Genomic DNA, 22,051 nt, shown 5'->3' on the forward strand with positions numbered 1-22,051 from the left:
TTATAACCCCAGTACCAGCTGCCGCTCCAGTTGAGGATCAAGCAGCGTTACATGCAGCCCGACCAGCCGCACTCCGCGACCGCCCCGCCGCTCGTGCCAGGCTTTATAGGCAGTGGAAAGCAAATCCTCTTTATTCAGACGCGGCCAGACGTGTTCCTGAGTGGTCAGCTGAAAATCATTGAATTTCAGCTTTACCCCCTGACGAGCAATCAGAAGGTCCGGCTTGACCTTCAGCACCCGCCGTTCCAGCTCCTGATAGAGGTTCTCAATGATGCTCTCACAGGCAGACCACTCGTGGATATCCTCCACCAGCGTACGTTCAACGCCCACCGATTTACGCTGTCGGGTGTTGTTGATCTCCCGCTCATCGATTCCCTGGCTACGCTCCCACAGGATACGACCAAACTTACCAAAACGGCGGAGCAGCATCGCCAGGTCGCTTTTCTGCACATCTTCGCAGGTACGTAGCCCCATGCCTTCCAGCTTTGCGGCTGAGACTTTCCCCACGCCGGGGATCTTCGCCAGCGGCAGGGTGCGGACAAACTCCGCGACCTGATGCGGCGCAATCACAAACTGACCGTTGGGTTTATTCATATCGGAAGCAATTTTCGCCAGAAATTTTACCGGCGCGATACCGGCGGAGGCGGTCAGTTGAAGCTCGTGAAAAATGGTCTGGCGAATCTCTTCCGCGATCAGCGTGGCAGAGCCCTGGCAGTGAACGCTATCGCTGACGTCGAGATACGCCTCATCCAACGACAGCGGTTCAATCAACGACGTGTAGCGAGAGAAGATTTCCCGGATATGGGACGAGGCCTCTTTATAGGCATCAAAGCGGCCGGGTAACAGGGTTAAATGCGGGCAAAGCTTGAGGGCCATCGCGGTCGGCATCGCGCTGCGTACGCCAAATTGGCGCGCCGGATAGTTGGCCGTGCTGATCACCCCCCGCTGTACCCGGCTACCGCCAATGGCAATGGGAATATCACGCAGGGCTGGATTATCCCGCATTTCCACGGCGGCAAAAAAGCAGTCCATATCGACATGGATAATTTTGCGCATACTCAGCCCTCAACGATCACTGGTTAAGTATACAGTAATAATACAAGGAATGAGAAGTGGGGTTTGTAGGCCTGATAAGCTTGCGCCATCAGGCCATAATGCCCGGCGGCGCAAGCTTGCCGGGCCTACGGAGAGATCAGAGGATCCGATTTTGCTGGCGCTGCGCTTCGCGCGCGATGCGCTTTTTACGCGCATCGCACGGCTCCGGGCAGTCGCAGACCTTCTCAAGCCCCAGCGATGAGATACCGCCGCAGCTGCCCTGGAGACTTTTGCGCTTTATCAGATATCCTAAAGACATCCCCAGAATCACCAGCGCGAAAATGACGAAGGTTGCCACAAACACCGTCAACATCATTAACCTCCAAAGTCATCCAGCATGATGTTGTCATCCTCAACGCCAAGATCTTTTAGCATCTTGATCACTGCGGCATTCATCACCGGCGGCCCACACATATAAAACTCGCAGTCCTCCGGAGCCGGATGATCGCGCAGGTAGTTTTCATACAGCACATTGTGAATAAAGCCGGTGTGGCCGTTCCAGTTATCTTCCGGCAGCGGATCGGAAAGCGCCACGTGGAAGGTAAAGTTCGGATTTTCACGCGCCAGCTGCTCAAACTCATCGTCATAGAACATTTCACGCAGCGAACGCGCGCCGTACCAGAAGCTGATTTTGCGCTTGCTGTGCAACCGTTTAAGCTGGTCGAAAATATGCGAACGCATTGGCGCCATGCCGGCGCCACCGCCAATAAAGACCATCTCTGCATCCGTCTCTTTAGCGAAGAACTCACCAAACGGCCCGGAAATCGTCACCTTATCACCGGCTTTCAGCGACCAGATATACGAAGACATGATCCCCGGCGGCGCGTCCGGCACTTTCGGCGGCGGCGTCGCGATACGCACGTTGAGCATAATGATGCCCTTCTCATCCGGATAGTTCGCCATCGAGTAGGCGCGCAGCGTCGGCTCTTTAACGTCGGAAACATAGCGGAACAGATTAAATTTATCCCAGTCCGCGCGGTACTCGTCCGGCACGTCAAAATCGGCATATGCCACTTTATGCGACGGACATTCAATCTGAATATAGCCGCCCGCGCGGAACGGCACGCTTTCGCCTTCCGGGATGGCCAGCTTCAGCTCTTTAATGAAAGTCGCTTTGTTATCATTAGAGATAACTTCACACTCCCATTTTTTGACGCCAAAAATCTCTTCCGGCAGCGCGATCTTCATGTTTTGCTTCACGGCAACCTGGCAGGCCAGACGGCAGCCCTCTTTCGCCTCGCGTTTGGTGATATGGGAAAGTTCGGTAGGCAGGATATCTCCGCCCCCCTCCTTGACCGTCACCCGGCACTGGCCGCAGGAACCGCCGCCTCCGCAGGCAGAAGAGATAAAGATCCCGTTGCTGGACAGCGTATTCAGCAGCTTATCGCCCGCCGGCGTGCGAATCTGTTTATCCGCTTCATTATTGATTTCAATAACCACATCACCGGCGTTGACCAGCTTCGAGCGCGCCGCCAGGATTAACCCCGACAGCACCAGCACGATCAGCGTGAACATCACGACGCCAAGAATAATTTCCATACTTTCCGCCCTTATAGCTGCACACCGGAGAATGACATAAAGCCCAGCGCCATCAGACCTGTGGTAATAAAGGTGATCCCTAACCCGCGCAGACCCGCGGGCACATTTGCGTATTTCATTTTTTCGCGGATGCCCGCCATCGCCACTATCGCCAGCATCCAGCCGATGCCGGAGCCGAAGCCATACACGATGGATTCCGGGAAGTTATAGTCGCGCTGCACCATAAAGGAGACGCCGCCAAAAATGGCGCAGTTCACGGCAATTAGCGGCAGGAAGATCCCCAGCGCGTTGTACAGCGACGGGAAATACTTATCGAGGATCATCTCCAGAATCTGCACCAGCGCGGCGATCACCCCGATAAAGGTGATGAAGTTGAGGAAGCTCAGATCGACACCTTCCACCAGCGCACCGTCACGCAGTACGAGGTTGTAAATCAGGTTGTTCACCGGCACGGAAATGCCGAGCACCACCGTCACCGCCACGCCAAGACCGAACGCCGTGGAGACTTTCTTCGACACAGCAAGAAACGTACACATGCCGAGGAAGAAGGCCAGCGCCATGTTTTCAACAAACACCGCGCGGACAAAAAGACTGAGGTAATGAGCCATAATCGGTTACTCCTTCTCCTGCTGTTCCGGTTTCCAGCTGCGCAGCGCCCAGATCAGCAGACCGATGATGAAAAACGCGCTCGGCGCGAGCAGGAACAGGCCGTTCGGCTGATACCAGCCGCCGTTCTGCACGGTTTGCAGCACGGTGACGCCAAACAGTTTACCGCTGCCGATAAGCTCACGCAGGAAACCGACAATCATCAGAATGGCACCGTATCCCAGACCGTTACCAATACCGTCCATAAAGCTCGCCAGCGGCGGCGACTTCATGGCATACGCTTCCGCACGCCCCATCACAATACAGTTGGTGATGATAAGCCCGACAAACACCGACAGCTGTTTGGAGACTTCATAGGCGTAGGCGCGCAGCAGCTGATCGACCACGATCACCAGCGAGGCGATGATCGCCATCTGCACGATAATGCGTACGCTGTTGGGAATATGGTGGCGGATCATCGAGATAAACATGCTGGAAAACGCCGTCACCAGCGTTACCGCGATCGTCATGACGAATGCGGTTTCCAGTTTGGTGGTCACCGCCAGCGCCGAACAGACGCCCAGCACCTGCAAGGCAATGGGGTTGTTGCTGATCAACGGCCCGACCAGCACCCGTTTTACTTCTTTCATCTCATCGAGCTCAGCCATTGTTCAGGCCTCCTTCACGAATCTGCTTGAGGAACGGACCAAAGCCCTGCTCCCCCATCCAGAAATCAAAACTGTGCTGCACGCCGTTGGAGGTGAGCGTTGCGCCGGAAAGGCCGTCAACCGCATAGTCATCCCCCTGACGTGCGCCGCCTTTCACCACTTTCAGCGCAGGCATGCCGCTGTCGTCGAGCACTTTTTTACCGATGAACTGTTGACGCCAGGCGGGGTTTTCCACTTCGCCGCCGAGGCCCGGCGTTTCGCCCTGATCGTAATAGGTGATGCCTTTCACGGTACGGCCATCGGTATCAAGCGCCACAAAGGCGTACATCATCGACCACAGGCCGTTGCCGTAAATCGGCAGCACCACTTCCTGAACCTTTTTCTGCTCGTCTTTCACAAGGTAGATTTCCACCACGTTAGTACGACGCTTGATGCCCGCCGGATCCTGGCTGGCCTCCAGCACGGTACTTTGCTCAGGATCTTTCAGCGCCAGCCCCTGATTGAAGGAGTCCGGATCTTTTTCCAGCAGTGCGCCGCTTTTCAAATCCAGCAGCCGCGGAGTGATACGCTCGGCAAACACCGAGGCAATCTCCTCCTGCTTCATGTCCGGCTGCATCAGCCCGGCGACGGAGAGAATGTTACGCTGTTTATCGAGCGCTTTTTGCTCCTGCTGGCGCGGCTTCAGCCCCACCGCAGAACCGGCAACAATGACCGAGCAGACCAGGCAAAGCACCAGCACCACCAGCAGCGTTTTGCCGATGCTATCGTTACTTTTTTTCTCAGCCACGCGACTTCCTCCGCTTGATATTGGCCTGCACCACCAGGTAATCGAACAGTGGCGCAAAGAGGTTGGCAAACAGAATGGCCAGCATCATCCCTTCCGGATAGGCCGGGTTCACCACGCGGATCAGTACGCACATCGCGCCAATCAGCGCACCGTATGCCCACTTTCCTTTGTCGGTGAACGACGCCGACACCGGGTCAGTCGCCATAAACATCATGCCGAAGGCAAAGCCGCCGAGCACCAGATGCCAGTACCACGGCATGGCGAACATCGGGTTGGTGTCAGAGCCAATAACGTTAAACAGCGTTGCCGTGGCAATCATGCCAATCATCACCCCGGCGACAATGCGCCAGGAGGCGACGCGACCGAAAATGATGATGGCGCCGCCAATCAGAATCATCAGCGTCGAGACCTCGCCTATGGATCCCGGAATATTGCCGAGGAACGCATCCATCCAGCTTACCGGTTGGCCGCTGGTGACATTCACCAGCGCTTCACCGCCGCGGCTCGCCCACTGAGAAAGCGGCGTTGCGCCGGAGAAACCGTCCGCCGCCGTCCACACCAGATCGCCGGAAATTTGCGCCGGATAGGCAAAGAACAGGAATGCGCGCCCGGCCAGCGCCGGGTTGAGGAAGTTACGGCCGGTGCCGCCAAAGATCTCTTTGCCAATCACCACGCCAAAACTGATGCCCAGCGCCGCCTGCCACAACGGCAGCGTCGGCGGCACAATCAGCGCGAACAGAATGGAGGTAACAAAGAAGCCTTCGTTGATTTCGTGTTTGCGCACGATGGCGAACAGCACTTCCCAAAAGCCGCCGACGATAAACACGGTGAGATAAATGGGCAGGAAGAATACTGCGCCCAGCCCCATCATGCTCAGCCAGCCCGCATCCGGGCCAAAGCTCACCCCCAGCCACTGCGCCACGCTATAGTGCCAGTGGCTGGCGATCACCTGCTGCAGCTGCTCCGCGCCGTAGAGTTTGTGTAGCGCCGGGATAGTTTGCAGACCAACGTTGTACATGCCCCAGAACATCGCCGGGAACACCGCCAGCCACACCAGGATCATCATCCGCTTGAGGTCGATGGCATCACGGACGTGAGAGGCCCCTTTCGTCACCTGACCCGGGGTATAGAAAATGGTCGCCGCCGCCTCATACAACGGGTAGTACTTTTCCAGTTTGCCGCCGTGGGTGAAATGCGGCTCAATTTTTTCCAGCAGATTTTTCAAACCCATCACTTATCCTTCCTGCTCAATGCGGGTTAAGACGTCACGCAGCAGCGGGCCGTATTCATATTTTGCCGGGCAGACGTAGGTGCAGAGCGCTAAATCTTCTTCATCCAGCTCCAGGCAGCCCAGCGCCTGCGCGCTGTCGGTGTCTCCCGCCAGCAAATCCCTCAGCAGATGTGTCGGCAGAATATCCAGCGGCATCACGCGCTCGTAGTTGCCGATGGGAACCATCGCACGCTCGCCGCCGTTGGTATCCGTTGAGAAACTGAACAGTTTGTGTTTGAGAAAATGTCCGAGCGTGGTGCGGGTAATCGAAAATTTGTCTTTGCCCGGCATCACCCAACCAAACAGCTCTTTCTCACGCCCTTCCTTCACGACGCTCACCTGCAGGTGATAGCGGCCAAGGAACGCATACGGCCCCTGGGCGTGGGTGCCGCTCAACACCGAGCCGGAAATCACCCGGTTTTCCCCCTCCAGCAGCTCACCGGCCAGCAGTTCATCAAGACTGGCGCCGCAGCAGGACTCGATCAGCCGCGGCTCTTTGACCTGCGGGCCCCCGAGCGCAATCACGCGTTCGCTGTAAAGTTCCCCGTCGAGAAACAGCCGACCGATAGCGATAACATCTTGATAGTTAAGGTACCAGACCTGCTTCTTCAGGCTGACGGGCTCAAGGAAATGGATATGGGTGCCTGCCAGCCCGGCCGGATGCGGTCCGGCGAACTGGTTAAAGGTCACCTGCCCTGACGGGTGGCCACCGAGCTTGCCGCCGCTGGCCTGGCAGACATGAACTTTGCCATCCGTCAGGCTGGTGAGCACGGTGAGTCCCGCATCAAAGGCCTCACGGCGGGCCAGAATAATCGGTTGCGGATCCGCCGCCAGCGGGTTGGTATCGATAGCGGTCACGAAAATCGCCGCCGGTACGCTACCCGGCGCCGGCGTTTTACTAAACGGACGGGTGCGAAATGCCGTCCATTGGCCGGAAGTCAGCAGCTGCTGCTGCACGGTTTCCCGCGCCAATCCAGCCAGATCGCCCGGCGCATAGCGGGGGAAGGAGACGGCCTCATCGCCGTCGACATCGATAACAATGGATTGCAGAACCCGACGTTCGCCGCGATGGATGGCGCTAATCACCCCAGCCGCAGGTGCGGTAAAGCAGACGCCGGGGTTCTTTTTGTCTTCGAAGAGGATCTGCCCTTTTTGTACCCGGTCACCTTCGCGCACCGCCATTGAGGGGCGCATACCAACGTACTCCTCGCCCAACAGCGCGACGCGTTTGACGGCAACCTGAGAAGTTTTCTGCTGTGATGGCATGCCAGCTATGGGCAGATTCAGCCCTTTCGTGATTTTAATCATATCGTTAGCAGGTATCCGTAACCTAAACCTCGATATCAGATCGAGGCCAGCAACATTGATGGGAAATCAGAGAAAAGGAAAAGCTGAGTCCTGGCGATTCACAAGACGGGAGAGAAGCATCCTTTCTTACCCTGATCGTTAAGCGGCGCAAGTGTAACATTTCGTGAGCGGCGTCAGTAGATAAACCACCATTAACTACCTATAAAATGAGATCTATTGCGCAAAGTTCTGACTGCGCTTTGACGTCGGATTCGCTATAAAGGACAACTAAATTGTAAACGCGGCAAGGCCGCGCTTGCGAAAAAATGCCGTGATGCTAATGTGAGCGCTCTAAATCCAGAAAAGTCTGATTTCGGGTATCTCTTGCCGTCCTGGCAATGTGGTTTTTGATTTATCAAGGAACAAGCAGTATGCGCAAAATCGCATTATTTATTGCGATGCTTCTGTTGCCGTGCGTTTCATTTGCTGGGTTACTCAGCAATAGCGGCTCGACGACGCCGGTTAGCAAAGAATACAAGCAACAATTAATGGGTTCCCCGGTTTACATTGAGATCTTCAAAGAAGAGCGCACGCTCGATCTCTACGTCAAAATGGGCGAAACCTACCAGCTACTCGACAGCTACCGGATCTGTAACTATTCCGGCGGTCTGGGGCCGAAGCAGCGTCAGGGCGACTTCAAAAGTCCGGAAGGGTTTTATAGCGTGACGCGCAATCAGCTCAAGCCTGACAGCCGTTTCTATAAAGCCATTAATATCGGCTTCCCCAACGCCTACGATCGCGCTCATGGATATGAAGGTAAATACCTGATGATTCACGGTGCCTGCGTATCCATCGGCTGCTACGCGATGACCGATACCGGCATTGATGAGATTTTCCAGTTTGTGACCGGCGCGCTAGTGTTCGGCCAGTCCAGCGTACAGGTCAGCATTTATCCTTTCCGCATGACCAACGCCAATATGGAACGCCACAAATACTCCTACTATGCGGATTTCTGGAAACAGCTGAAGCCAGGCTACGACTATTTCCAGCAAACCCACAAGCCGCCGGTTATCTCAGTGGCCGATGGCCGCTATATCGTCAGCAAGCCGCTCAGTCATGAAGTTATCCAGCCGCAGCTGGCTTCAAACTACACGGTCCCCGAGGCAAAATAACGCCCACTCGCCTGGCATGATTTTATGCCAGGTCTCGTTGCCGGTCAGCGGCTGAGTGGCGATAACGGTGACCACATCGTTGGGTGTGGTCTCCCGTTGAAAATCGATTTCTACGTCCTGATCCAGTAACGTTGCCACGCCAAACGGCGCCCGCCGCGTTATCCAGTGCAGATTCGTCGAACAAAACGCCATCACGTAACGTCCGTCCGACAACAGCATATTGAAGACGCCTTTTTCCCGCAGCGAGCCCGCCAGGGTCGCGATAAAGCTGAACACTTCAACCATGTCGTCCGGCGTCCCCGAATAGCGCTCGGTCAGGCAGTGCAGCAGCCAGCAGAAGGCTTTTTCGCTGTCGGTCTCGCCGATCGGCTGGAGATTGCCCGTATCCAGGGTCTCATAGCCCTCTAACTGGCCGTTATGAGCATAGGTCCAGTTGCGTCCCCACAGCTCGCGGGTAAATGGATGGGTGTTTTCCAGCGCAACGATACCGCGGTTAGCCTGGCGAATATGGGCGATAACCGAGCACGATTTGATGGGATAGTCCTGAACCAGTTTGGCAATCGGCGACTGGAAGCTGGGCTGCGGATCTTTGAATGTGCGACAGCCTTTACCTTCATAAAAGGTAATACCCCAGCCATCTTTATGCGGGCCGGTGCCGCCACCGCGCTGAACCAGCCCGGTAAAGCTAAAACAAATATCTGTTGGCACATTCGCGCTCATCCCGAGCAATTCGCACATACATCACCTCTACGCACTTTCAGGCAGTGCCGGGTAGTGCACTGCTTACCCGGCCGACAACTCAGCCCGCAGGTCGGGCAAACACTGTGCCGCCCGACACCATGTCATCAGGCCTTAACCATCTCTTTTTCGATCAGCATAATCAGAATATGAATCACTTTAATGTGAATTTCCTGAATACGATCGGCATAACCAAAATGCGGCACGCGAATTTCAACATCGGCGGAGCCGGCCATTTTACCGCCGTCTTTGCCGGTCAGCGTGATGACTTTCATCCCCTGCGCACGGGCAGCTTCAATCGCCTTAATCACGTTGCCGGAGTTGCCGGAAGTGGAGATACCCAGCAGCACATCGCCGGCGCGCCCCACGGACTCGACGTAGCGGGAGAAGACATACTCATAGCCAAAATCGTTACTGACGCAGGACAGGTGGCTGACGTCTGAAATCGCAATCGCCGGATAGCCAGGGCGATTCTCACGATAGCGCCCGGTCAGTTCTTCTGCAAAGTGCATCGCATCGCAGTGGGAACCGCCGTTACCGCAGGAGAGGACTTTACCACCGGCCTTAAAGCTATCAGCCAGCAGCACCGCGGCACGCTGAATCGCGTGAATATTAGCTTCGTCCTGCAGAAAGTTAGCCAGCGTTTCCGCCGCTTCGTTCAGTTCGTTACGAATAAGATCCTGGTACATGAGGATAATCCTTCAGTATGGTTGGAATAACCCTGGCAGTGTACCGGATAGGCGCCGAAGCGAGAAGCAGCAGCCGACGTTATCCGCCGTGGTTTTGCTTTTACGTGCCGCATTTACGTACAACAATGTGAGCAAGGTTGTAATTATTTTGTAAACACATTGCTAAAGCCAATAACATCCACTACAACCATATCATCACAAGTGGTCAGACCTCCTACAAGACAGGGAGCATTTCTCTATGATGATTTTGAGTATTGTTGCAACCGTTGTTTTACTCGGTGCGCTCTTCTATCACCGAATTAATCTCCTGCTGAGCAGCGTGATTTTGCTCGCCTGGACCGCCGCGCTTAGCGTGGCCGGGCTGTGGAATATCTGGCTGCTGGTACCGCTGGCGATTATCCTGCTGCCGTTCAACTTTGCGCCGATGCGCAAGTCAATTTTCTCGGCGCCGGCATTCCGCGCATTCCGTAAGGTGATGCCGCCAATGTCGCGTACCGAAAAAGAGGCCATCGACGCGGGCACAACCTGGTGGGAAGGCGACCTGTTTCGCGGGACGCCAGACTGGCAGAAGCTGCACAACTATCCGCAGCCGCGCCTGACCGCCGAAGAACAGGCGTTCATCGATGGCCCGGTAGAAGAAGCCTGTCGCATGGCGAATGATTTTGAAATCACCCATGAAATGGCCGATCTGCCACCGGCGCTGTGGGCCTACCTGAAAGAGCATCGTTTCTTTGCGATGATCATTAAGAAAGAGTACGGCGGCCTGGAATTCTCCGCTTACGCTCAGTCACGGGTGCTGCAAAAACTCTCCGGCGTTTCCGGTATCCTGGCAATTACCGTCGGCGTACCGAACTCCTTAGGCCCGGGCGAACTGCTGCAACATTACGGTACAGAAGAGCAGAAAAATCACTATCTGCCGCGCCTGGCACGTGGTCAGGAAATTCCGTGCTTTGCGCTGACCAGTCCGGAAGCCGGCTCTGACGCCGGTGCCATCCCGGACAGCGGCGTCGTCTGCATGGGCGAATGGCAAGGTGAGCAGGTACTGGGCATGCGCCTGACCTGGAACAAACGTTATATCACCCTCGCGCCTATCGCGACCGTCTTGGGTCTGGCCTTTAAACTCTCCGATCCTGACCGTCTGCTGGGCGGCGAAGAAGATCTGGGCATTACCTGCGCGCTGATCCCGACCAGCACGCCGGGTGTCGAAATTGGCCGTCGCCACTTCCCGCTGAACGTGCCGTTCCAGAATGGTCCGACCCAGGGGAAAGACATTTTCGTGCCGATCGATTACATCATCGGCGGCCCGTCGATGGCCGGTCAGGGCTGGCGGATGCTGGTGGAATGTCTGTCCGTGGGACGCGGCATCACCCTACCGTCTAACGCCACCGGCGGACTGAAATCCGTGGCGATGGCGACCGGTGCCTATGCCCATATTCGCCGCCAGTTCAAAATCTCCATCGGTAAAATGGAAGGCATCGAAGAGCCTCTGGCGCGTATTGCCGGTAACGCATATGTGATGGATGCCGCCGCTTCGCTGATTACCTACGGCATTATGCTGGGAGAGAAACCGGCGGTGCTGTCGGCTATCGTCAAGTACCACTGTACCCATCGCGGCCAGCGCTCAATTATTGACGCCATGGATATCACCGGCGGGAAAGGCATCATGCTGGGCGAAGGTAACTTCCTCGCCCGTGCCTACCAGGGCGCGCCCATTGCCATCACCGTGGAGGGGGCCAATATCCTGACCCGTAGCATGATGATCTTCGGTCAAGGGGCGATTCGCTGCCATCCGTACGTACTGGATGAAATGGCCGCCGCGCAAAACAATGATGTTAACGCTTTCGACAAACTGCTGTTTAAACACATTGGTCACGTCGGCAGTAACAAAGTCCGCAGCTTCTGGCTGGGCCTGACCCGCGGGCTGACAAGCAGCACGCCGACCCGCGATGGCACCCGTCGCTACTACCAGCACATGAACCGTCTGAGCGCGAACCTGGCGCTGCTGTCCGACGTCTCCATGGCGGTGCTGGGCGGAAGCCTGAAGCGTCGCGAGCGCATCTCCGCGCGTCTCGGCGATGTCCTGAGCCAGCTCTATCTCGCCTCCGCGGTGCTGAAACGCTATGACGATGAAGGGCGCAATGAAGCAGACCTCCCGCTGGTCCATTGGGGCGTCCAGGATGCGCTGTATCAGGCAGAACAGGCGATTGACGATCTGCTGAAGAACTTCCCGAACCGTTTTGTCGCCGGCGCCCTGCGCATTGCTATCTTCCCGACCGGCCGTCACTACGACGCGCCGTCCGATAAGCTGGATCATAAGGTGGCAAAAATCCTGCAGGTACCGAGCGCAACGCGTTCACGTATCGGCCGCGGCCAGTATCTGACCCCGAGTGAACATAACCCGGTCGGTCTGCTGGAAGAGGCGCTGCTTGATGTCATGGCCGCCGATCCGATTCATCAGCGTATCTGCAAAGAGCTGGGTAAAAACCTGCCGTTTACCCGTCTGGATGAACTGGCCCGCAACGCGCTGGCAAAAGGTTTAATCAATCAGGATGAAGCCGATATTCTGAGCCGTGCGGAAACCAGCCGTCTGCGCAGCATTAACGTTGACGATTTCGCAGCCGATGAGCTGGCGACCAAACCGGTAAAGCTCCCGGAGAAAGTCCGCAAGGTTGAAGCCGCGTAAAACAATAACCGTCACCACATCACGACCAGGGCGGGGAATTTCCCCGCCTTTCTTTTTTACCCGTCGACCGACATTCACCTGTCTGCGTTATCATTTTTTTAACAACATATTCCGCTGAGCAGCGAGAGACTGATATGGTGTTAAAATTACCCTGATGCTCTCATGATGATGGAGTTCAACACTGTGCCTGGTTTGAAAATTACGTTGTTGCAACAACCCCTGGTGTGGATGGACGGTCCCGCCAACTTGCGTCATTTCGATCGTCAACTGGAAGGCATCACCGGACGTGACGTCATTGTATTGCCGGAAATGTTCACGACCGGATTCGCTATGGAGGCCGCAAAGCAGTCGATGTCACCCGAAAACGTCATTGACTGGATGCAGAGCAAAGCGGTGCAAACAAATGCCCTGATTGCCGGCAGCGCGGCGCTGCAAACCGATCGTGGGCCGGTTAACCGCTTCTTGCTGGTAGAGCCCAATGGCACAACCCACTTCTACGACAAACGCCATCTGTTCCGCATGGCCGAAGAACATCACCATTATGAGGCGGGAAACGAACGGGTCGTGTTTGAGTGGCGCGGCTGGCGAATTCTGCCGCTGGTATGCTATGACCTGCGCTTCCCGGTATGGTCACGTAACCATAACGACTACGATTTAGCGCTCTATGTTGCCAACTGGCCTGCCCCGCGTTCACTGCACTGGCAGTCTCTGCTGGTGGCGCGCGCCATCGAGAATCTGGCCTATGTCGCCGGCTGTAACCGCGTCGGCACCGATGGTAACGGCCATCATTACCGCGGCGATAGCCGCATTATCAGCCCGCAGGGAGAGATTCTGGCAACGGCAGAACCCCATCAGGCAACGCGCCTGGATGCAGAGCTGTCGATGACGGCGCTCAAAGAGTATCGAGAGAAGTTTCCGGCCTGGCAGGATGCGGATCCTTTCACCCTGAACTGATCGCCTTCTCCCCTCGTTAATCGAGGGGAATCCGCTTTATACCTCGCCCCTCCCTTTTCCCCCGCCAGCTCGCAGAATAAGCGGAAAAATAATATTTTTTTGGACGGATTATTTCTGTTCTACACTCATTAAGTGGATAAAATTCAACAAGCACAAACTTCATTTTCAAATAACTTTAAGCTTTTTTTAAAGCGATTCCATCTCGGTCCTGGTCTGGTTTTATTGCCCGACCTGTAAGGTCGTGCGCGCATTATCAGTGAGAACAAACCATCATGGAAAATAATACCCTGCTTGTTGTTGAAAAAAGACTGGTTGCCCGTTTTTTGGATATGTTCATTCGCTTTGGACTTATTCTGGCATTAGCCTCTTTCTGCTATACCGTATTTTCTCCGTTTCTTAATATGATGCTGTGGGCCGTTATCCTGGCCGTCACTCTTTACCCTCTCCACCAGTATTTTGCGACGAAGCTGGGAGGAAAACAGGGCTGGTCTTCAACCCTGATAGTCCTGCTCGGCATTGTGCTGATCGTGGTCCCTACGGTGCTGATGATAAGCTCTCTGGGTGAAAGCGTCAGCGTGATGATTGATAAACTCGGCGGCCGTACTTTCGTCATTCCGCCGCCATCAGCGCATATCGCCACCCTTCCCATCGTCGGAGAAAAAATTAGCCTCCTGTGGTTAAAAGCGTCCAACGATTTGCCGGGGCTGATTAGCAACTACCGTTCGCAGATCGGAGATATCGCTAAAAATATCCTCGGTATTCTTGCCAGCATGGGCGGTGGATTGCTCGGTTTTATCCTCTCCTTCATCGTAGCGGGCATTATCATGACCTGGGGCGCCGCCGGGGCGGACAGCGCCCGACGCATTGCCATACGCCTGACGGATGAGAAAAAAGGACACGCTCTGGTGAAACTGTGTACCAGCACGATCCGTGCGGTGGCGCAGGGCGTGATCGGCGTCGCGCTGATCCAGGCGCTGCTGGTAGGCGTCATTATGATCGTGGCGGGCATTCCGGCAGTGGGGATCTTCTTTGTTCTGGCGCTGATCCTCGGGATCGCGCAGATTCCCGTGATTCTGGTGACCGCGCCGGCCATTGCGCTGATGTGGAGCCTCGGCGACCACGGAACGGCGATGAATATCATCTACACGATCTTGCTGATTGTGGCCGGTATGGCAGACAACGTACTCAAACCGCTGATGCTCGGACGCGGTGTCGATGCCCCGATGCCAGTCGTGCTGCTTGGTGCATTAGGCGGCATGGCGGCCAGCGGTATTCTCGGTATGTTTATCGGCGCGACCCTGCTCTCTATTGGCTATCGTATTTTCATGTCCTGGGTCAACGATGGGCAGGTCGGCGATAGCCAGACTCCTGTCGTTCCGGACGACAAAGATGCTCAATGAGCACCGTACCAGGCGCCTGCTGTTCACCGCTGGCGCCTGCCTTGTTCTCACCGCATGCACGACGCTGGGGCCAGACTACCATCCGCCGAAAACGCCGGAGCTGACCCACTGGCAGCCGGCCACGCAGCGGATGGCTTCCCGCTCGACGCCTGCCGATTACGCACGGTGGTGGACGCAGCTCAACGACCCGACCTTAACCGCGCTGATTAACGAAGCGCTGCGGAAAAATCCGGATGTCAAAATCGCCGGTCTGCGTCTGCTGGAATCCCGGGCGCAGCTGGGGATCGCCGAGAGCTTACTGGGACCGCAGGCGACGATCGGCAGCGGCGATCTGCTGCGCACCGGCCAGCAGCGTTCGGGAAACTACAGCTCAGGAACCCGTTACAGCGCCGGGGTCAATCTGGGATGGGAAATCGATTTCTGGGGTAAGTTTCAGCGCGGCGTCGAGTCCGCCGATGCCAGCTATTTCGCCACGCTAGCGCAGTACGATGATATTCAAGTGCTGATGGCAGCCCAGGTGGCACAGTGGTACGTCAATATCCGCACGCTGGAAGCCCGCCTGCAAATAACCCGCAGCAATGCGAAGATCCAGCAGCGTAGCCTGCAGATCACCGAGCGGTTATTCCTCAGCGGCAACAGCGCGGAGCTGGACGTTCAGCAGGCAAAAACCCAATACCTCTCCACGCTTTCGACGATCCCCCAACTGGAAACCAGCCTCGCACAAAGCCAGAATGCCCTGAGCGCGCTGCTGGCACGCAAGCCCGGTCCCCTGCCGGAAATGGCGAGCCAGACCGGCGATATCCCGCTGGGCGAACTCTCGTTAGTGTCTGAACTTCCTGCCAACCTTCTGCGCCGACGGCCCGACGTCAGGGCGGCTGAGCGACAGCTGGCGGCACAGTCGGCGCTTATCGGCGTAGCGGAGAGCGAGCTCTACCCGTCCATTTCGCTGATCGGCAGCGTCGGGATTAGCGGCAGGACGGAGAGCAATGGCACGCTCAGCTGGGCGGCGGGCCCGACATTCAGCTGGAATCTGCTGGATCAAGGCCGACTCGGAAATCAGGTTCTGGTTCAGGATGCCCGTTTTCTCCAGCTTCACGAGCACTATCGCGATACCGTCTTTCAGGCCGCGCGTGAAGTCGACGATGCGGCTATCGCCTACGCGAATGATAAAGATGAAATTGTATTGCTGAGCCAAACGGGTAAAGCCGCCAGCCGTTCCCTCGAAATAGCCAACACGCAGTATCGTGAGGGAATGGCTGACTTTCAGCGTGTCCTTGACTCGCAGCGGGCGCTGTTCAACCAACAAGAACGGCTGGTCAGCAGCCGCGGCGCGGCGATGCGCGATCTGATCGCGCTGTATAAAGCGTTGGGGGGCGGCTGGGAAAGCGGACGGACACGTCCGCTGGTCGATGCCGCAACGGAAACGCACCTGCGCCAGCGTGATAGCTGGCTGCCGCTGCTGAAGACCCCGCTTCCTTCCGCCACATCTCCTTCAGAAGGACCTTCGCTATGAATGCCCCCTCCTCTTCACCTGGACAGGCCAGCCGGCGTACGGCCATCGGCCTGGTGGTGGTGATTGTACTGCTGATCGGCTTTTATTTAGTCACGGACAGGGTGACGCCCTATACCTCGCAGGCCAGGGTACAGGCCTTCGTCATTCCGGTCGCAGCGGAAGTGACCGGGCAAATAAAAAAGGTATATGTTCGTGACAATCAACGTGTCGCTATGGGCGAACCGCTGTTTGAGCTGGACCCGAAACCTTATGATATCGCCCTGGCGCGTGCACGTTCGGACTATGCCACGGTACTCAGTTCCGTGAAGGCCAACGGTGAAAGCGTGGTCGCGGCAAAGGCTGGCCTGCAGGCCGCCACCACCGCTTACCAGAATGCGGCGAAAGATGCCGAGCGCCAGGAACGGCTCTATCGTGAAGATCCCGGCACCATTTCCGTCCGGCGCCTGGAAATAGCCCAGGCCACCCGGGAAACCGCCCGTAGTCAGATGGCCGCTGCCGCTGCCGACGTGCGGCGTGCCATTGAAGCCGCCGGTGCAGCCGGTGACGATAATTCTCAGCTGTTAAGCGCCCGGGCCGCGGTTCGCAAAGCCGAGCTGGACCGCAGTAAAAGCACCGTGATTGCCGGCAGCCGCGGGCTGATTACCGATTTACGCACCGAAGCTGGCCAGTTTGTTGGCGCGGGCGCCCCGGTGATGACATTGATTGCCCTGAACGATGTCTGGATTAACGCGGACATGACCGAAAATAACCTCGGTCGTATCCGGCCGGGTAATGAGGTAGCGATTCTTCTCGACAGCATGCCCGGACACATTTTTACCGGCCGGGTACTCAGCATCGGCTATGGTATCAACGCCTCGCAACCCCCGCCAGCCGGCGGTCTCCCTACCGTGGATAACAACCGTGACTGGCTCCGTCAGGCCCAGCGCTTCCCGGTTAAAATCGCCTTTGCAAAAGAGGATACCCCGCCGCCCACCAGCCTTCGCGTTGGCGGGCAGGCAGATGTGCTGGTTTATACCAGCGGCAGTAGCCTGCTGAACGTTGCAGGCTACCTGTATATCCGTGTCATGAGCCTGTTCTCCTGGCTCTATTAGGGGACCAGCGCGATGCATAACGTGGACCGTGCCGTACTGAGAATAAGCTGTGGCAGCGGACTGGCCGCGCTGGTCTGCTACGCCAGCGCGCTGCCGATGCCGCACCTCGGATGCATCATGGCCTGGATTGTGCTGTGCCAGGGGAAACCTTTGGCGCTGAAAAAAGGTCTCGTCATTGGTTCTCTCCTGATAGTCACCATGACGGGTGGCATTCTGATGGTGCCATTACTGACCTATTACGCCTTACCGGGCGTGCTGCTCACGGCGCTGTTGCTGTATCAGTTGATATTAATGGGCCTTTCCGGGAAGGCCACGCTGTCGATGCTGCTGGTGGTGGCAATAGCGGTGATTCCCATTGCCGGGCTGATTGAGCAGGCGCTGGCGATGGGGCTGGCGCAAATGCTGGGGATCGGTTTTATTACCGGTACGTTGGTCAACGGGCTGGCGGTGGCGTTATTCCCACCGCCACCGGGCCCGGCGCCCCAGCCCAGGGAATCGCCGGTGGTGAGTTCTCCCCATGTCAGGGCGCTACGGGCGGTGATTATTGTACTCCCCGTCTGGCTTCTGGCACTGAGCCACCCGACGTTCTACATCCCGGCGGTGATGAAAACCGTCACGCTGGCGCAGCAGGCGACGACGCTCACCACGAAAACGTCGGGAAAAGAACTGGTGCTATCGACGCTACTGGGGGCGCTGCTGGCGCTGGGGCTGTGGTTCGGTCTTAGCCTCTGGCCGTCGCTGCTAATGCTGGTGCTCTGGCTGAGCCTGGTCAGTCTGTGGGTGGCCCGGCGGCTGGTTCGTCTGGTGCCGGGACGGTTTCCGCCCTCTTTCTGGAGCAATGTCTGGATAACCGCCCTCATTCTGTTCGGCCCGGCGATTCAGGACAGCAGTTCAGGAAAAGATGTCTGGACAGCCGCCGCGATGCGCTGCGCGTTATATCTCATCATCGCGCTTTATGGCTGGGCCTGCATCGCCCTTCTTGAGCGCTGGCGCCCCCTTGACGCCTCCTCAACAAAACTTCATTCAGGAGATTAACATGTTGCTTCCGCTGATTACGGGCATGCCCGTTATCCTGTGTAATATGCTGCTGCAATCTCTGGTGTCCGTCTGGTGCATTCGCTTTTATCTCAAGCGTTTTCACGGCAAAGAGGGGCTACTTGCCGGCGTGCTGGCGCTGTTCGGCACCATCATCATCATTTTAATGGGTAATTTGCTGCAGATTTTGCTCTGGGGAATACTGTTTGTCTGGCTGGGCGAGTTTCCGACGCTGCTGGATGCGGTGTATCACTCCGGGGTGAACTTCGCGACGTTGGGGTATGGCGATGTTGTGATGAGCGCCAGATGGAAACTGCTCGGTCCGCTGGAGGCAGTCAACGGGGCGCTGATGATCGGCCTGTCCGGTGCCTGCATGCTGGCCGTTATGCAGCATCATATTCGCAAGCAATTGAAATATATAAAATGAACTCAATGAGTTTGTTTTGGCGGGGCGTGAAACGACGAAAGCCTGAATCATTTCTGATTCAGGCTTTCTGAATAGTGGCGGAACGGACGGGACTCGAACCCGCGACCCCCTGCGTGACAGGCAGGTATTCTAACCGACTGAACTACCGCTCCACTTACTGTTCCCTTGGGAACGAGGCGAATATTACGGATTCCCCGTAACGCCGTCAACGCTTTTTCTTCAGTTTTGAATCGTTTGCTGTAAAAATCGCCCGCCAGGTGATTTTTACAGCATATCCCAGTGACTCAGGCGCGCCACAGGCAGCTTCCGCCTTTCTTTTGCACCAGATCGAGTCGGGATTCATGGCTCACGATCTCTTCATCAGTCGCATAAACCACGCGTAATTTGCTGGCGGCGCGAACAACCCGCTGTATTCCCATTTCACCAGCCTGCTGCTGCCCCTCACCTTCCATTGAAAATGCCATCGTCGTCTGACCACCGGTCATCATCAGATAGACATCGGCCAGAATCTGGGCATCGAGTAATGCCCCGTGCAGCGTGCGCTTACTGTTGTCTATTTCATAACGTGAGCACAGCGCATCGAGGCTGTTACGCTTGCCGGGGAACATTTTCCGCGCCAGTGCGAGGCTATCGGTGACTTTGCAGAAAGTATTCGTTTTCGCAATGCCGCGATTCAGCTTGCTGAATTCATAATCCATAAAGCCGATATCAAACGAGGCGTTATGGATGACCAGCTCCGCGCCGCGGATATAGTCCATAAACTCGTCGGCCACATCCGCAAACACCGGTTTATCCATCAGGAATTCATCGGCGATCCCGTGAACGCCGAACGCTTCCGGGTCCACCAGCCGGTCCGGTTTCAGATAAACATGGAAGTTGTTCCCGGTGAGGCGGCGGTTTATTACCTCTACCGCACCGATTTCGATGATCTTATGTCCTTCATAGTGCGCACCGATCTGGTTCATACCGGTGGTTTCAGTATCAAGAACAATCTGTCGTGTAATTGCAGTGCTCATATCAGTCATTTATGTCAGACTTGCCGTTTATCTATCGATTTCAATTACAGGAAGTCTACCAGAGATGCTTAAACAGGTAGAAATTTTCACCGATGGTTCATGCCTGGGAAATCCTGGGCCCGGTGGTTATGGGGCGATTTTACGCTATCGCGGAAAAGAAAAAATCTTTAGTCAGGGCTATCACCTCACCACCAATAACCGGATGGAGATGATGGCGGCAATTGTCGCCCTCGAGGCGCTGAAGGAGCAGTGCGAAGTGATCCTCAGCACCGACAGCCAGTACGTGCGCCAGGGGATCACCCAGTGGATCCATAACTGGAAAAAACGCGGCTGGAAAACCGCTGATAAAAAACCGGTTAAAAATGTCGATCTCTGGCAGCGCCTGGATGCCGCGCTCGGCCAGCATCAAATCAAATGGGAATGGGTCAAAGGCCATGCCGGCCACCCGGAAAATGAACGCTGTGATGAGCTGGCGCGCGCTGCTGCCTCCAGCCCGACCCAGAGCGATACCGGCTACCAGCCAGAAAGCTAACTCTGGCCGTTGCGCCACTGACGCGTGGCGCCAACCGTCTGGCGCAGCTGCGTTTTTGCTTTTCCCGACTTCATCGGGTTTAACGTCAGCGGAACCGTCCGCTTCCGGGCAACAATCAGCTGCAAACTGCCCAGTGCCGGCAGATGAGTGCTGAGGAGTTTGCCACCATGCCTGGACCAGGGCAGCACCTGATACCGGCCATAATGCAGCACCTCAAAATTCAACAACGCCAGCCAGTCCAGCTGACGCGTGAGCGTAAACATCCGGCTGTTGTAGGGCGTCGTCTTACGTAATACCGGCACCAGCTTGCGCAGGCCCATCAGACTGACGGGGTTAAAGCCGGTCAAAATCATCCAGCCGTCATCAATCAATACCCGATCGGCCTCTCGCAGCAAACGATGCGGATCGCTGCACCAGGGCAAGGTATGCGCCAGCAGGCAGGCATCAACCGATTTTTCTGCAAAGGGAAGATGGAGCGGATCGGCTTTCACCTGAATCGGGTTGCCCTGCAAAGACACGTTCACCTGATGAGAGATAGCACAGGCTTCCGTGTTGATTTCCGCGCTCAGATTGCCAATCTTAAGTAAATGAAAGCCATATAATTTAGCCAGCCACGGTTTCATCTGCCGTTCCAGCGATTCGCGATAGTATTCGCCCCAGGGCATACTGGACCAGTGCTCGGGCGCTGTGATTGTCTGAGGTATCCTTGCCGGCTTCATCGCAACCTTCCGCTACGCTTTGAGAGGTAATTTATGAATCTTATCAGCATTCCCGCATTTCAGGACAACTACATCTGGGTTCTTAGTGAGGAGAACGGCCGCTGTCTTATCGTCGATCCCGGCGAAGCGGCACCGGTACTGGCCGCCATCGAAGCCAATCACTGGCAACCCGAAGCCATTTTATTGACCCACCACCACCACGATCATGTTGGCGGCGTAAAACAACTGCGTGAAAAGTTCCCGGGTCTTGTGGTTTACGGACCGGCAGAAACCCAGGATAAAGGCACCACTCACCTTGTGGCCGATGGCGATCGGGTGATGATTTTGGGTCACGAATTTTCTATTTTTTCCACCCCCGGTCACACTTTAGGACACATCTGTTTCTACAGCGAACCTTATCTTTTTTGTGGCGATACAATGTTTTCCGGCGGCTGTGGAAGGCTTTTCGAAGGAACAGCAGATCAGATGTATCAATCATTTAGGAAAATAAACGCGTTTCCTGAGGATACTCTAATCTGTTGCGCACATGAGTATACTTTAGCGAATATGAAGTTTGCATTGAGTATCCTGCCTGATGACAGGGATATAAATGATTACTACCATAAAGTTAATGAGTTACGTGCAAAAAAACAAAAAACACTGCCCGTAACTCTGAAAAATGAGCGACGTATAAATATTTTCTTACGTACGGATGACAATGATTTAATTAAAGAAATATCCAAAGAAACAAATTTGCAACACTCTGCGCAGAGATTTGCCTGGTTAAGGTCAAAGAAAGATGACTTCTGACATTTAATTCTTGTCATTCGCCGCCTTCACCGTTATTCTTGCTCGTCTTTTAAGCAACTATT

The 22,051-nt window shown here is 55.8% G+C and carries 22 protein-coding genes and 1 tRNA gene; 10 read left to right on the forward strand and 13 right to left on the reverse strand.

Annotated features, from left to right (window positions below; genetic code table 11):
* The 8 genes from dinB to AC007G_RS04375 all read right to left on the reverse strand — a co-directional run bounded on the left by dinB (nucleotide 1) and on the right by AC007G_RS04375 (nucleotide 7,252).
* Complete coding sequence (gene dinB, locus AC007G_RS04340) at nucleotides 1-1,056, reverse strand: DNA polymerase IV (RefSeq protein WP_032696605.1); 1,056 nt, start codon at nucleotides 1,054-1,056, stop codon at nucleotides 1-3.
* Between the two features lie 136 nt (nucleotides 1,057-1,192).
* A complete protein-coding gene (nqrM, locus tag AC007G_RS04345) occupies nucleotides 1,193-1,408 on the reverse strand; it encodes a (Na+)-NQR maturation NqrM (protein WP_032689392.1) in 216 nt (71 codons plus the stop codon).
* A 2-nt stretch (nucleotides 1,409-1,410) separates the two neighbouring features.
* Nucleotides 1,411-2,634, reverse strand: coding sequence for an NADH:ubiquinone reductase (Na(+)-transporting) subunit F (gene nqrF, locus AC007G_RS04350; protein ID WP_032696606.1), 1,224 nt, complete (start codon nucleotides 2,632-2,634; stop codon nucleotides 1,411-1,413).
* An 11-nt stretch (nucleotides 2,635-2,645) separates the two neighbouring features.
* A complete protein-coding gene (nqrE, locus tag AC007G_RS04355; RefSeq protein ID WP_032689372.1) occupies nucleotides 2,646-3,242 on the reverse strand; it encodes an NADH:ubiquinone reductase (Na(+)-transporting) subunit E in 597 nt (198 codons plus the stop codon).
* A gap of 6 nt (nucleotides 3,243-3,248) precedes the next feature.
* Nucleotides 3,249-3,887: an NADH:ubiquinone reductase (Na(+)-transporting) subunit D gene (locus AC007G_RS04360; RefSeq protein ID WP_004858245.1), complete on the reverse strand. Its 639-nt coding sequence runs from the start codon at nucleotides 3,885-3,887 to the stop codon at nucleotides 3,249-3,251.
* Nucleotides 3,880-4,674 (reverse strand): Na(+)-translocating NADH-quinone reductase subunit C, encoded by a 795-nt coding sequence (locus AC007G_RS04365; protein WP_032689373.1) that lies wholly within the window; start codon nucleotides 4,672-4,674, stop codon nucleotides 3,880-3,882. Before AC007G_RS04365 ends, AC007G_RS04360 begins: the two co-directional genes overlap by 8 nt.
* Nucleotides 4,667-5,905, reverse strand: a complete 1,239-nt coding sequence (locus AC007G_RS04370; RefSeq protein WP_032689393.1) for an NADH:ubiquinone reductase (Na(+)-transporting) subunit B — start codon at nucleotides 5,903-5,905, stop codon at nucleotides 4,667-4,669. Before AC007G_RS04370 ends, AC007G_RS04365 begins: the two co-directional genes overlap by 8 nt.
* Nucleotides 5,906-5,908: 3 nt before the next feature.
* Nucleotides 5,909-7,252 (reverse strand): Na(+)-translocating NADH-quinone reductase subunit A, encoded by a 1,344-nt coding sequence (locus AC007G_RS04375; protein ID WP_032700758.1) that lies wholly within the window; start codon nucleotides 7,250-7,252, stop codon nucleotides 5,909-5,911.
* A 410-nt stretch (nucleotides 7,253-7,662) separates the two neighbouring features.
* On the opposite strand from AC007G_RS04375, the gene dpaA reads away from it, so the two are divergent.
* A complete protein-coding gene (gene dpaA / locus AC007G_RS04380) occupies nucleotides 7,663-8,403 on the forward strand; it encodes a peptidoglycan meso-diaminopimelic acid protein amidase (protein WP_015585090.1) in 741 nt (246 codons plus the stop codon).
* Here dpaA and AC007G_RS04385 read toward each other — a convergent pair.
* Together AC007G_RS04385 and lpcA are read right to left on the reverse strand one after the other, a co-directional pair.
* Entirely contained in the window at nucleotides 8,374-9,141 is a 768-nt protein-coding gene (locus AC007G_RS04385) for a class II glutamine amidotransferase (protein ID WP_032696609.1), read from the reverse strand. The genes dpaA and AC007G_RS04385 overlap by 30 nt on opposite strands.
* Nucleotides 9,142-9,248: 107 nt before the next feature.
* Nucleotides 9,249-9,830: a D-sedoheptulose 7-phosphate isomerase gene (gene lpcA, locus AC007G_RS04390; protein WP_004099149.1), complete on the reverse strand. Its 582-nt coding sequence runs from the start codon at nucleotides 9,828-9,830 to the stop codon at nucleotides 9,249-9,251.
* A 238-nt stretch (nucleotides 9,831-10,068) separates the two neighbouring features.
* Here lpcA and fadE point away from each other — a divergent pair, with 238 nt between their 5' ends.
* The 7 genes from fadE (at nucleotide 10,069) to AC007G_RS04425 (ending at nucleotide 18,933) form a co-directional block, all read left to right on the forward strand.
* The gene (fadE, locus tag AC007G_RS04395; RefSeq protein WP_032696610.1) at nucleotides 10,069-12,513 is read left to right on the forward strand and encodes an acyl-CoA dehydrogenase FadE; all 2,445 of its coding nucleotides are present in this window, start codon (nucleotides 10,069-10,071) and stop codon (nucleotides 12,511-12,513) included.
* Nucleotides 12,514-12,696: 183 nt separating this feature from the next.
* Entirely contained in the window at nucleotides 12,697-13,467 is a 771-nt protein-coding gene (locus AC007G_RS04400; protein WP_032689394.1) for an amidohydrolase, read from the forward strand.
* A gap of 272 nt (nucleotides 13,468-13,739) precedes the next feature.
* Nucleotides 13,740-14,867, forward strand: coding sequence for an AI-2E family transporter (locus tag AC007G_RS04405; RefSeq protein WP_099973416.1), 1,128 nt, complete (start codon nucleotides 13,740-13,742; stop codon nucleotides 14,865-14,867).
* Nucleotides 14,857-16,380 (forward strand): efflux transporter outer membrane subunit, encoded by a 1,524-nt coding sequence (locus AC007G_RS04410; protein WP_046853063.1) that lies wholly within the window; start codon nucleotides 14,857-14,859, stop codon nucleotides 16,378-16,380. Before AC007G_RS04405 ends, AC007G_RS04410 begins: the two co-directional genes overlap by 11 nt.
* The gene (locus AC007G_RS04415; protein WP_142630506.1) at nucleotides 16,377-17,471 is read left to right on the forward strand and encodes an HlyD family secretion protein; all 1,095 of its coding nucleotides are present in this window, start codon (nucleotides 16,377-16,379) and stop codon (nucleotides 17,469-17,471) included. The genes AC007G_RS04410 and AC007G_RS04415 overlap by 4 nt, the downstream gene beginning before the upstream one ends.
* A 12-nt stretch (nucleotides 17,472-17,483) precedes the next feature.
* On the forward strand, nucleotides 17,484-18,506 hold the full coding sequence (locus tag AC007G_RS04420) for a DUF2955 domain-containing protein (protein WP_142630508.1): 1,023 nt from the start codon (nucleotides 17,484-17,486) through the stop codon (nucleotides 18,504-18,506).
* 1 nt (nucleotide 18,507) lies between these two features.
* Nucleotides 18,508-18,933: an ion channel gene (locus tag AC007G_RS04425; protein ID WP_032689379.1), complete on the forward strand. Its 426-nt coding sequence runs from the start codon at nucleotides 18,508-18,510 to the stop codon at nucleotides 18,931-18,933.
* Nucleotides 18,934-19,008: 75 nt separating this feature from the next.
* Here the strand turns inward: AC007G_RS04425 and AC007G_RS04430 are convergent.
* Both AC007G_RS04430 and dnaQ read right to left on the reverse strand, forming a co-directional pair.
* Nucleotides 19,009-19,085, reverse strand: a tRNA-Asp gene (locus AC007G_RS04430).
* A 132-nt stretch (nucleotides 19,086-19,217) separates the two neighbouring features.
* Nucleotides 19,218-19,949 (reverse strand): DNA polymerase III subunit epsilon, encoded by a 732-nt coding sequence (gene dnaQ / locus AC007G_RS04435; protein WP_047665456.1) that lies wholly within the window; start codon nucleotides 19,947-19,949, stop codon nucleotides 19,218-19,220.
* A 64-nt stretch (nucleotides 19,950-20,013) separates the two neighbouring features.
* On the opposite strand from dnaQ, the gene rnhA reads away from it, so the two are divergent.
* Nucleotides 20,014-20,481: a ribonuclease HI gene (gene rnhA / locus AC007G_RS04440; RefSeq protein ID WP_004858198.1), complete on the forward strand. Its 468-nt coding sequence runs from the start codon at nucleotides 20,014-20,016 to the stop codon at nucleotides 20,479-20,481.
* Here rnhA and AC007G_RS04445 read toward each other — a convergent pair.
* The gene (locus AC007G_RS04445) at nucleotides 20,478-21,200 is read right to left on the reverse strand and encodes a class I SAM-dependent methyltransferase (RefSeq protein ID WP_032689381.1); all 723 of its coding nucleotides are present in this window, start codon (nucleotides 21,198-21,200) and stop codon (nucleotides 20,478-20,480) included. The two genes, rnhA and AC007G_RS04445, sit on opposite strands and share 4 nt — an antisense overlap.
* A gap of 33 nt (nucleotides 21,201-21,233) precedes the next feature.
* Here AC007G_RS04445 and gloB point away from each other — a divergent pair, with 33 nt between their 5' ends.
* Nucleotides 21,234-21,989 carry a hydroxyacylglutathione hydrolase gene (gene gloB / locus AC007G_RS04450; RefSeq protein ID WP_032696615.1) on the forward strand — a complete coding sequence of 252 codons (756 nt, stop codon included), beginning with the start codon at nucleotides 21,234-21,236 and terminating at the stop codon, nucleotides 21,987-21,989.
* The last annotated feature ends 62 nt before the right edge of the window (nucleotides 21,990-22,051 follow it).

It is taken from the genome of Klebsiella sp. CSG-1 (assembly GCF_056521145.1).

Bases quoted from the DNA above. Each gene is read 5' to 3' on its own strand.
- dinB (WP_032696605.1), bottom strand. From the start codon at position 1,056: ATGCGCAAAATTATCCATGTCGATATGGACTGCTTTTTTGCCGCCGTG.
- rnhA (WP_004858198.1), top strand. From the start codon at position 20,014: ATGCTTAAACAGGTAGAAATTTTCACCGATGGTTCATGCCTGGGAAAT.
- lpcA (WP_004099149.1), bottom strand. From the start codon at position 9,830: ATGTACCAGGATCTTATTCGTAACGAACTGAACGAAGCGGCGGAAACG.
- AC007G_RS04420 (WP_142630508.1), top strand. From the start codon at position 17,484: ATGCATAACGTGGACCGTGCCGTACTGAGAATAAGCTGTGGCAGCGGA.
- AC007G_RS04405 (WP_099973416.1), top strand. From the start codon at position 13,740: ATGGAAAATAATACCCTGCTTGTTGTTGAAAAAAGACTGGTTGCCCGT.
- AC007G_RS04385 (WP_032696609.1), bottom strand. From the start codon at position 9,141: ATGTGCGAATTGCTCGGGATGAGCGCGAATGTGCCAACAGATATTTGT.
- dpaA (WP_015585090.1), top strand. From the start codon at position 7,663: ATGCGCAAAATCGCATTATTTATTGCGATGCTTCTGTTGCCGTGCGTT.
- AC007G_RS04360 (WP_004858245.1), bottom strand. From the start codon at position 3,887: ATGGCTGAGCTCGATGAGATGAAAGAAGTAAAACGGGTGCTGGTCGGG.
- AC007G_RS04375 (WP_032700758.1), bottom strand. From the start codon at position 7,252: ATGATTAAAATCACGAAAGGGCTGAATCTGCCCATAGCTGGCATGCCA.
- AC007G_RS04410 (WP_046853063.1), top strand. From the start codon at position 14,857: ATGCTCAATGAGCACCGTACCAGGCGCCTGCTGTTCACCGCTGGCGCC.
- AC007G_RS04370 (WP_032689393.1), bottom strand. From the start codon at position 5,905: ATGGGTTTGAAAAATCTGCTGGAAAAAATTGAGCCGCATTTCACCCAC.
- nqrE (WP_032689372.1), bottom strand. From the start codon at position 3,242: ATGGCTCATTACCTCAGTCTTTTTGTCCGCGCGGTGTTTGTTGAAAAC.
- AC007G_RS04445 (WP_032689381.1), bottom strand. From the start codon at position 21,200: ATGAAGCCGGCAAGGATACCTCAGACAATCACAGCGCCCGAGCACTGG.
- fadE (WP_032696610.1), top strand. From the start codon at position 10,069: ATGATGATTTTGAGTATTGTTGCAACCGTTGTTTTACTCGGTGCGCTC.
- gloB (WP_032696615.1), top strand. From the start codon at position 21,234: ATGAATCTTATCAGCATTCCCGCATTTCAGGACAACTACATCTGGGTT.
- nqrF (WP_032696606.1), bottom strand. From the start codon at position 2,634: ATGGAAATTATTCTTGGCGTCGTGATGTTCACGCTGATCGTGCTGGTG.
- AC007G_RS04425 (WP_032689379.1), top strand. From the start codon at position 18,508: ATGTTGCTTCCGCTGATTACGGGCATGCCCGTTATCCTGTGTAATATG.
- dnaQ (WP_047665456.1), bottom strand. From the start codon at position 19,949: ATGAGCACTGCAATTACACGACAGATTGTTCTTGATACTGAAACCACC.
- nqrM (WP_032689392.1), bottom strand. From the start codon at position 1,408: ATGTTGACGGTGTTTGTGGCAACCTTCGTCATTTTCGCGCTGGTGATT.
- AC007G_RS04415 (WP_142630506.1), top strand. From the start codon at position 16,377: ATGAATGCCCCCTCCTCTTCACCTGGACAGGCCAGCCGGCGTACGGCC.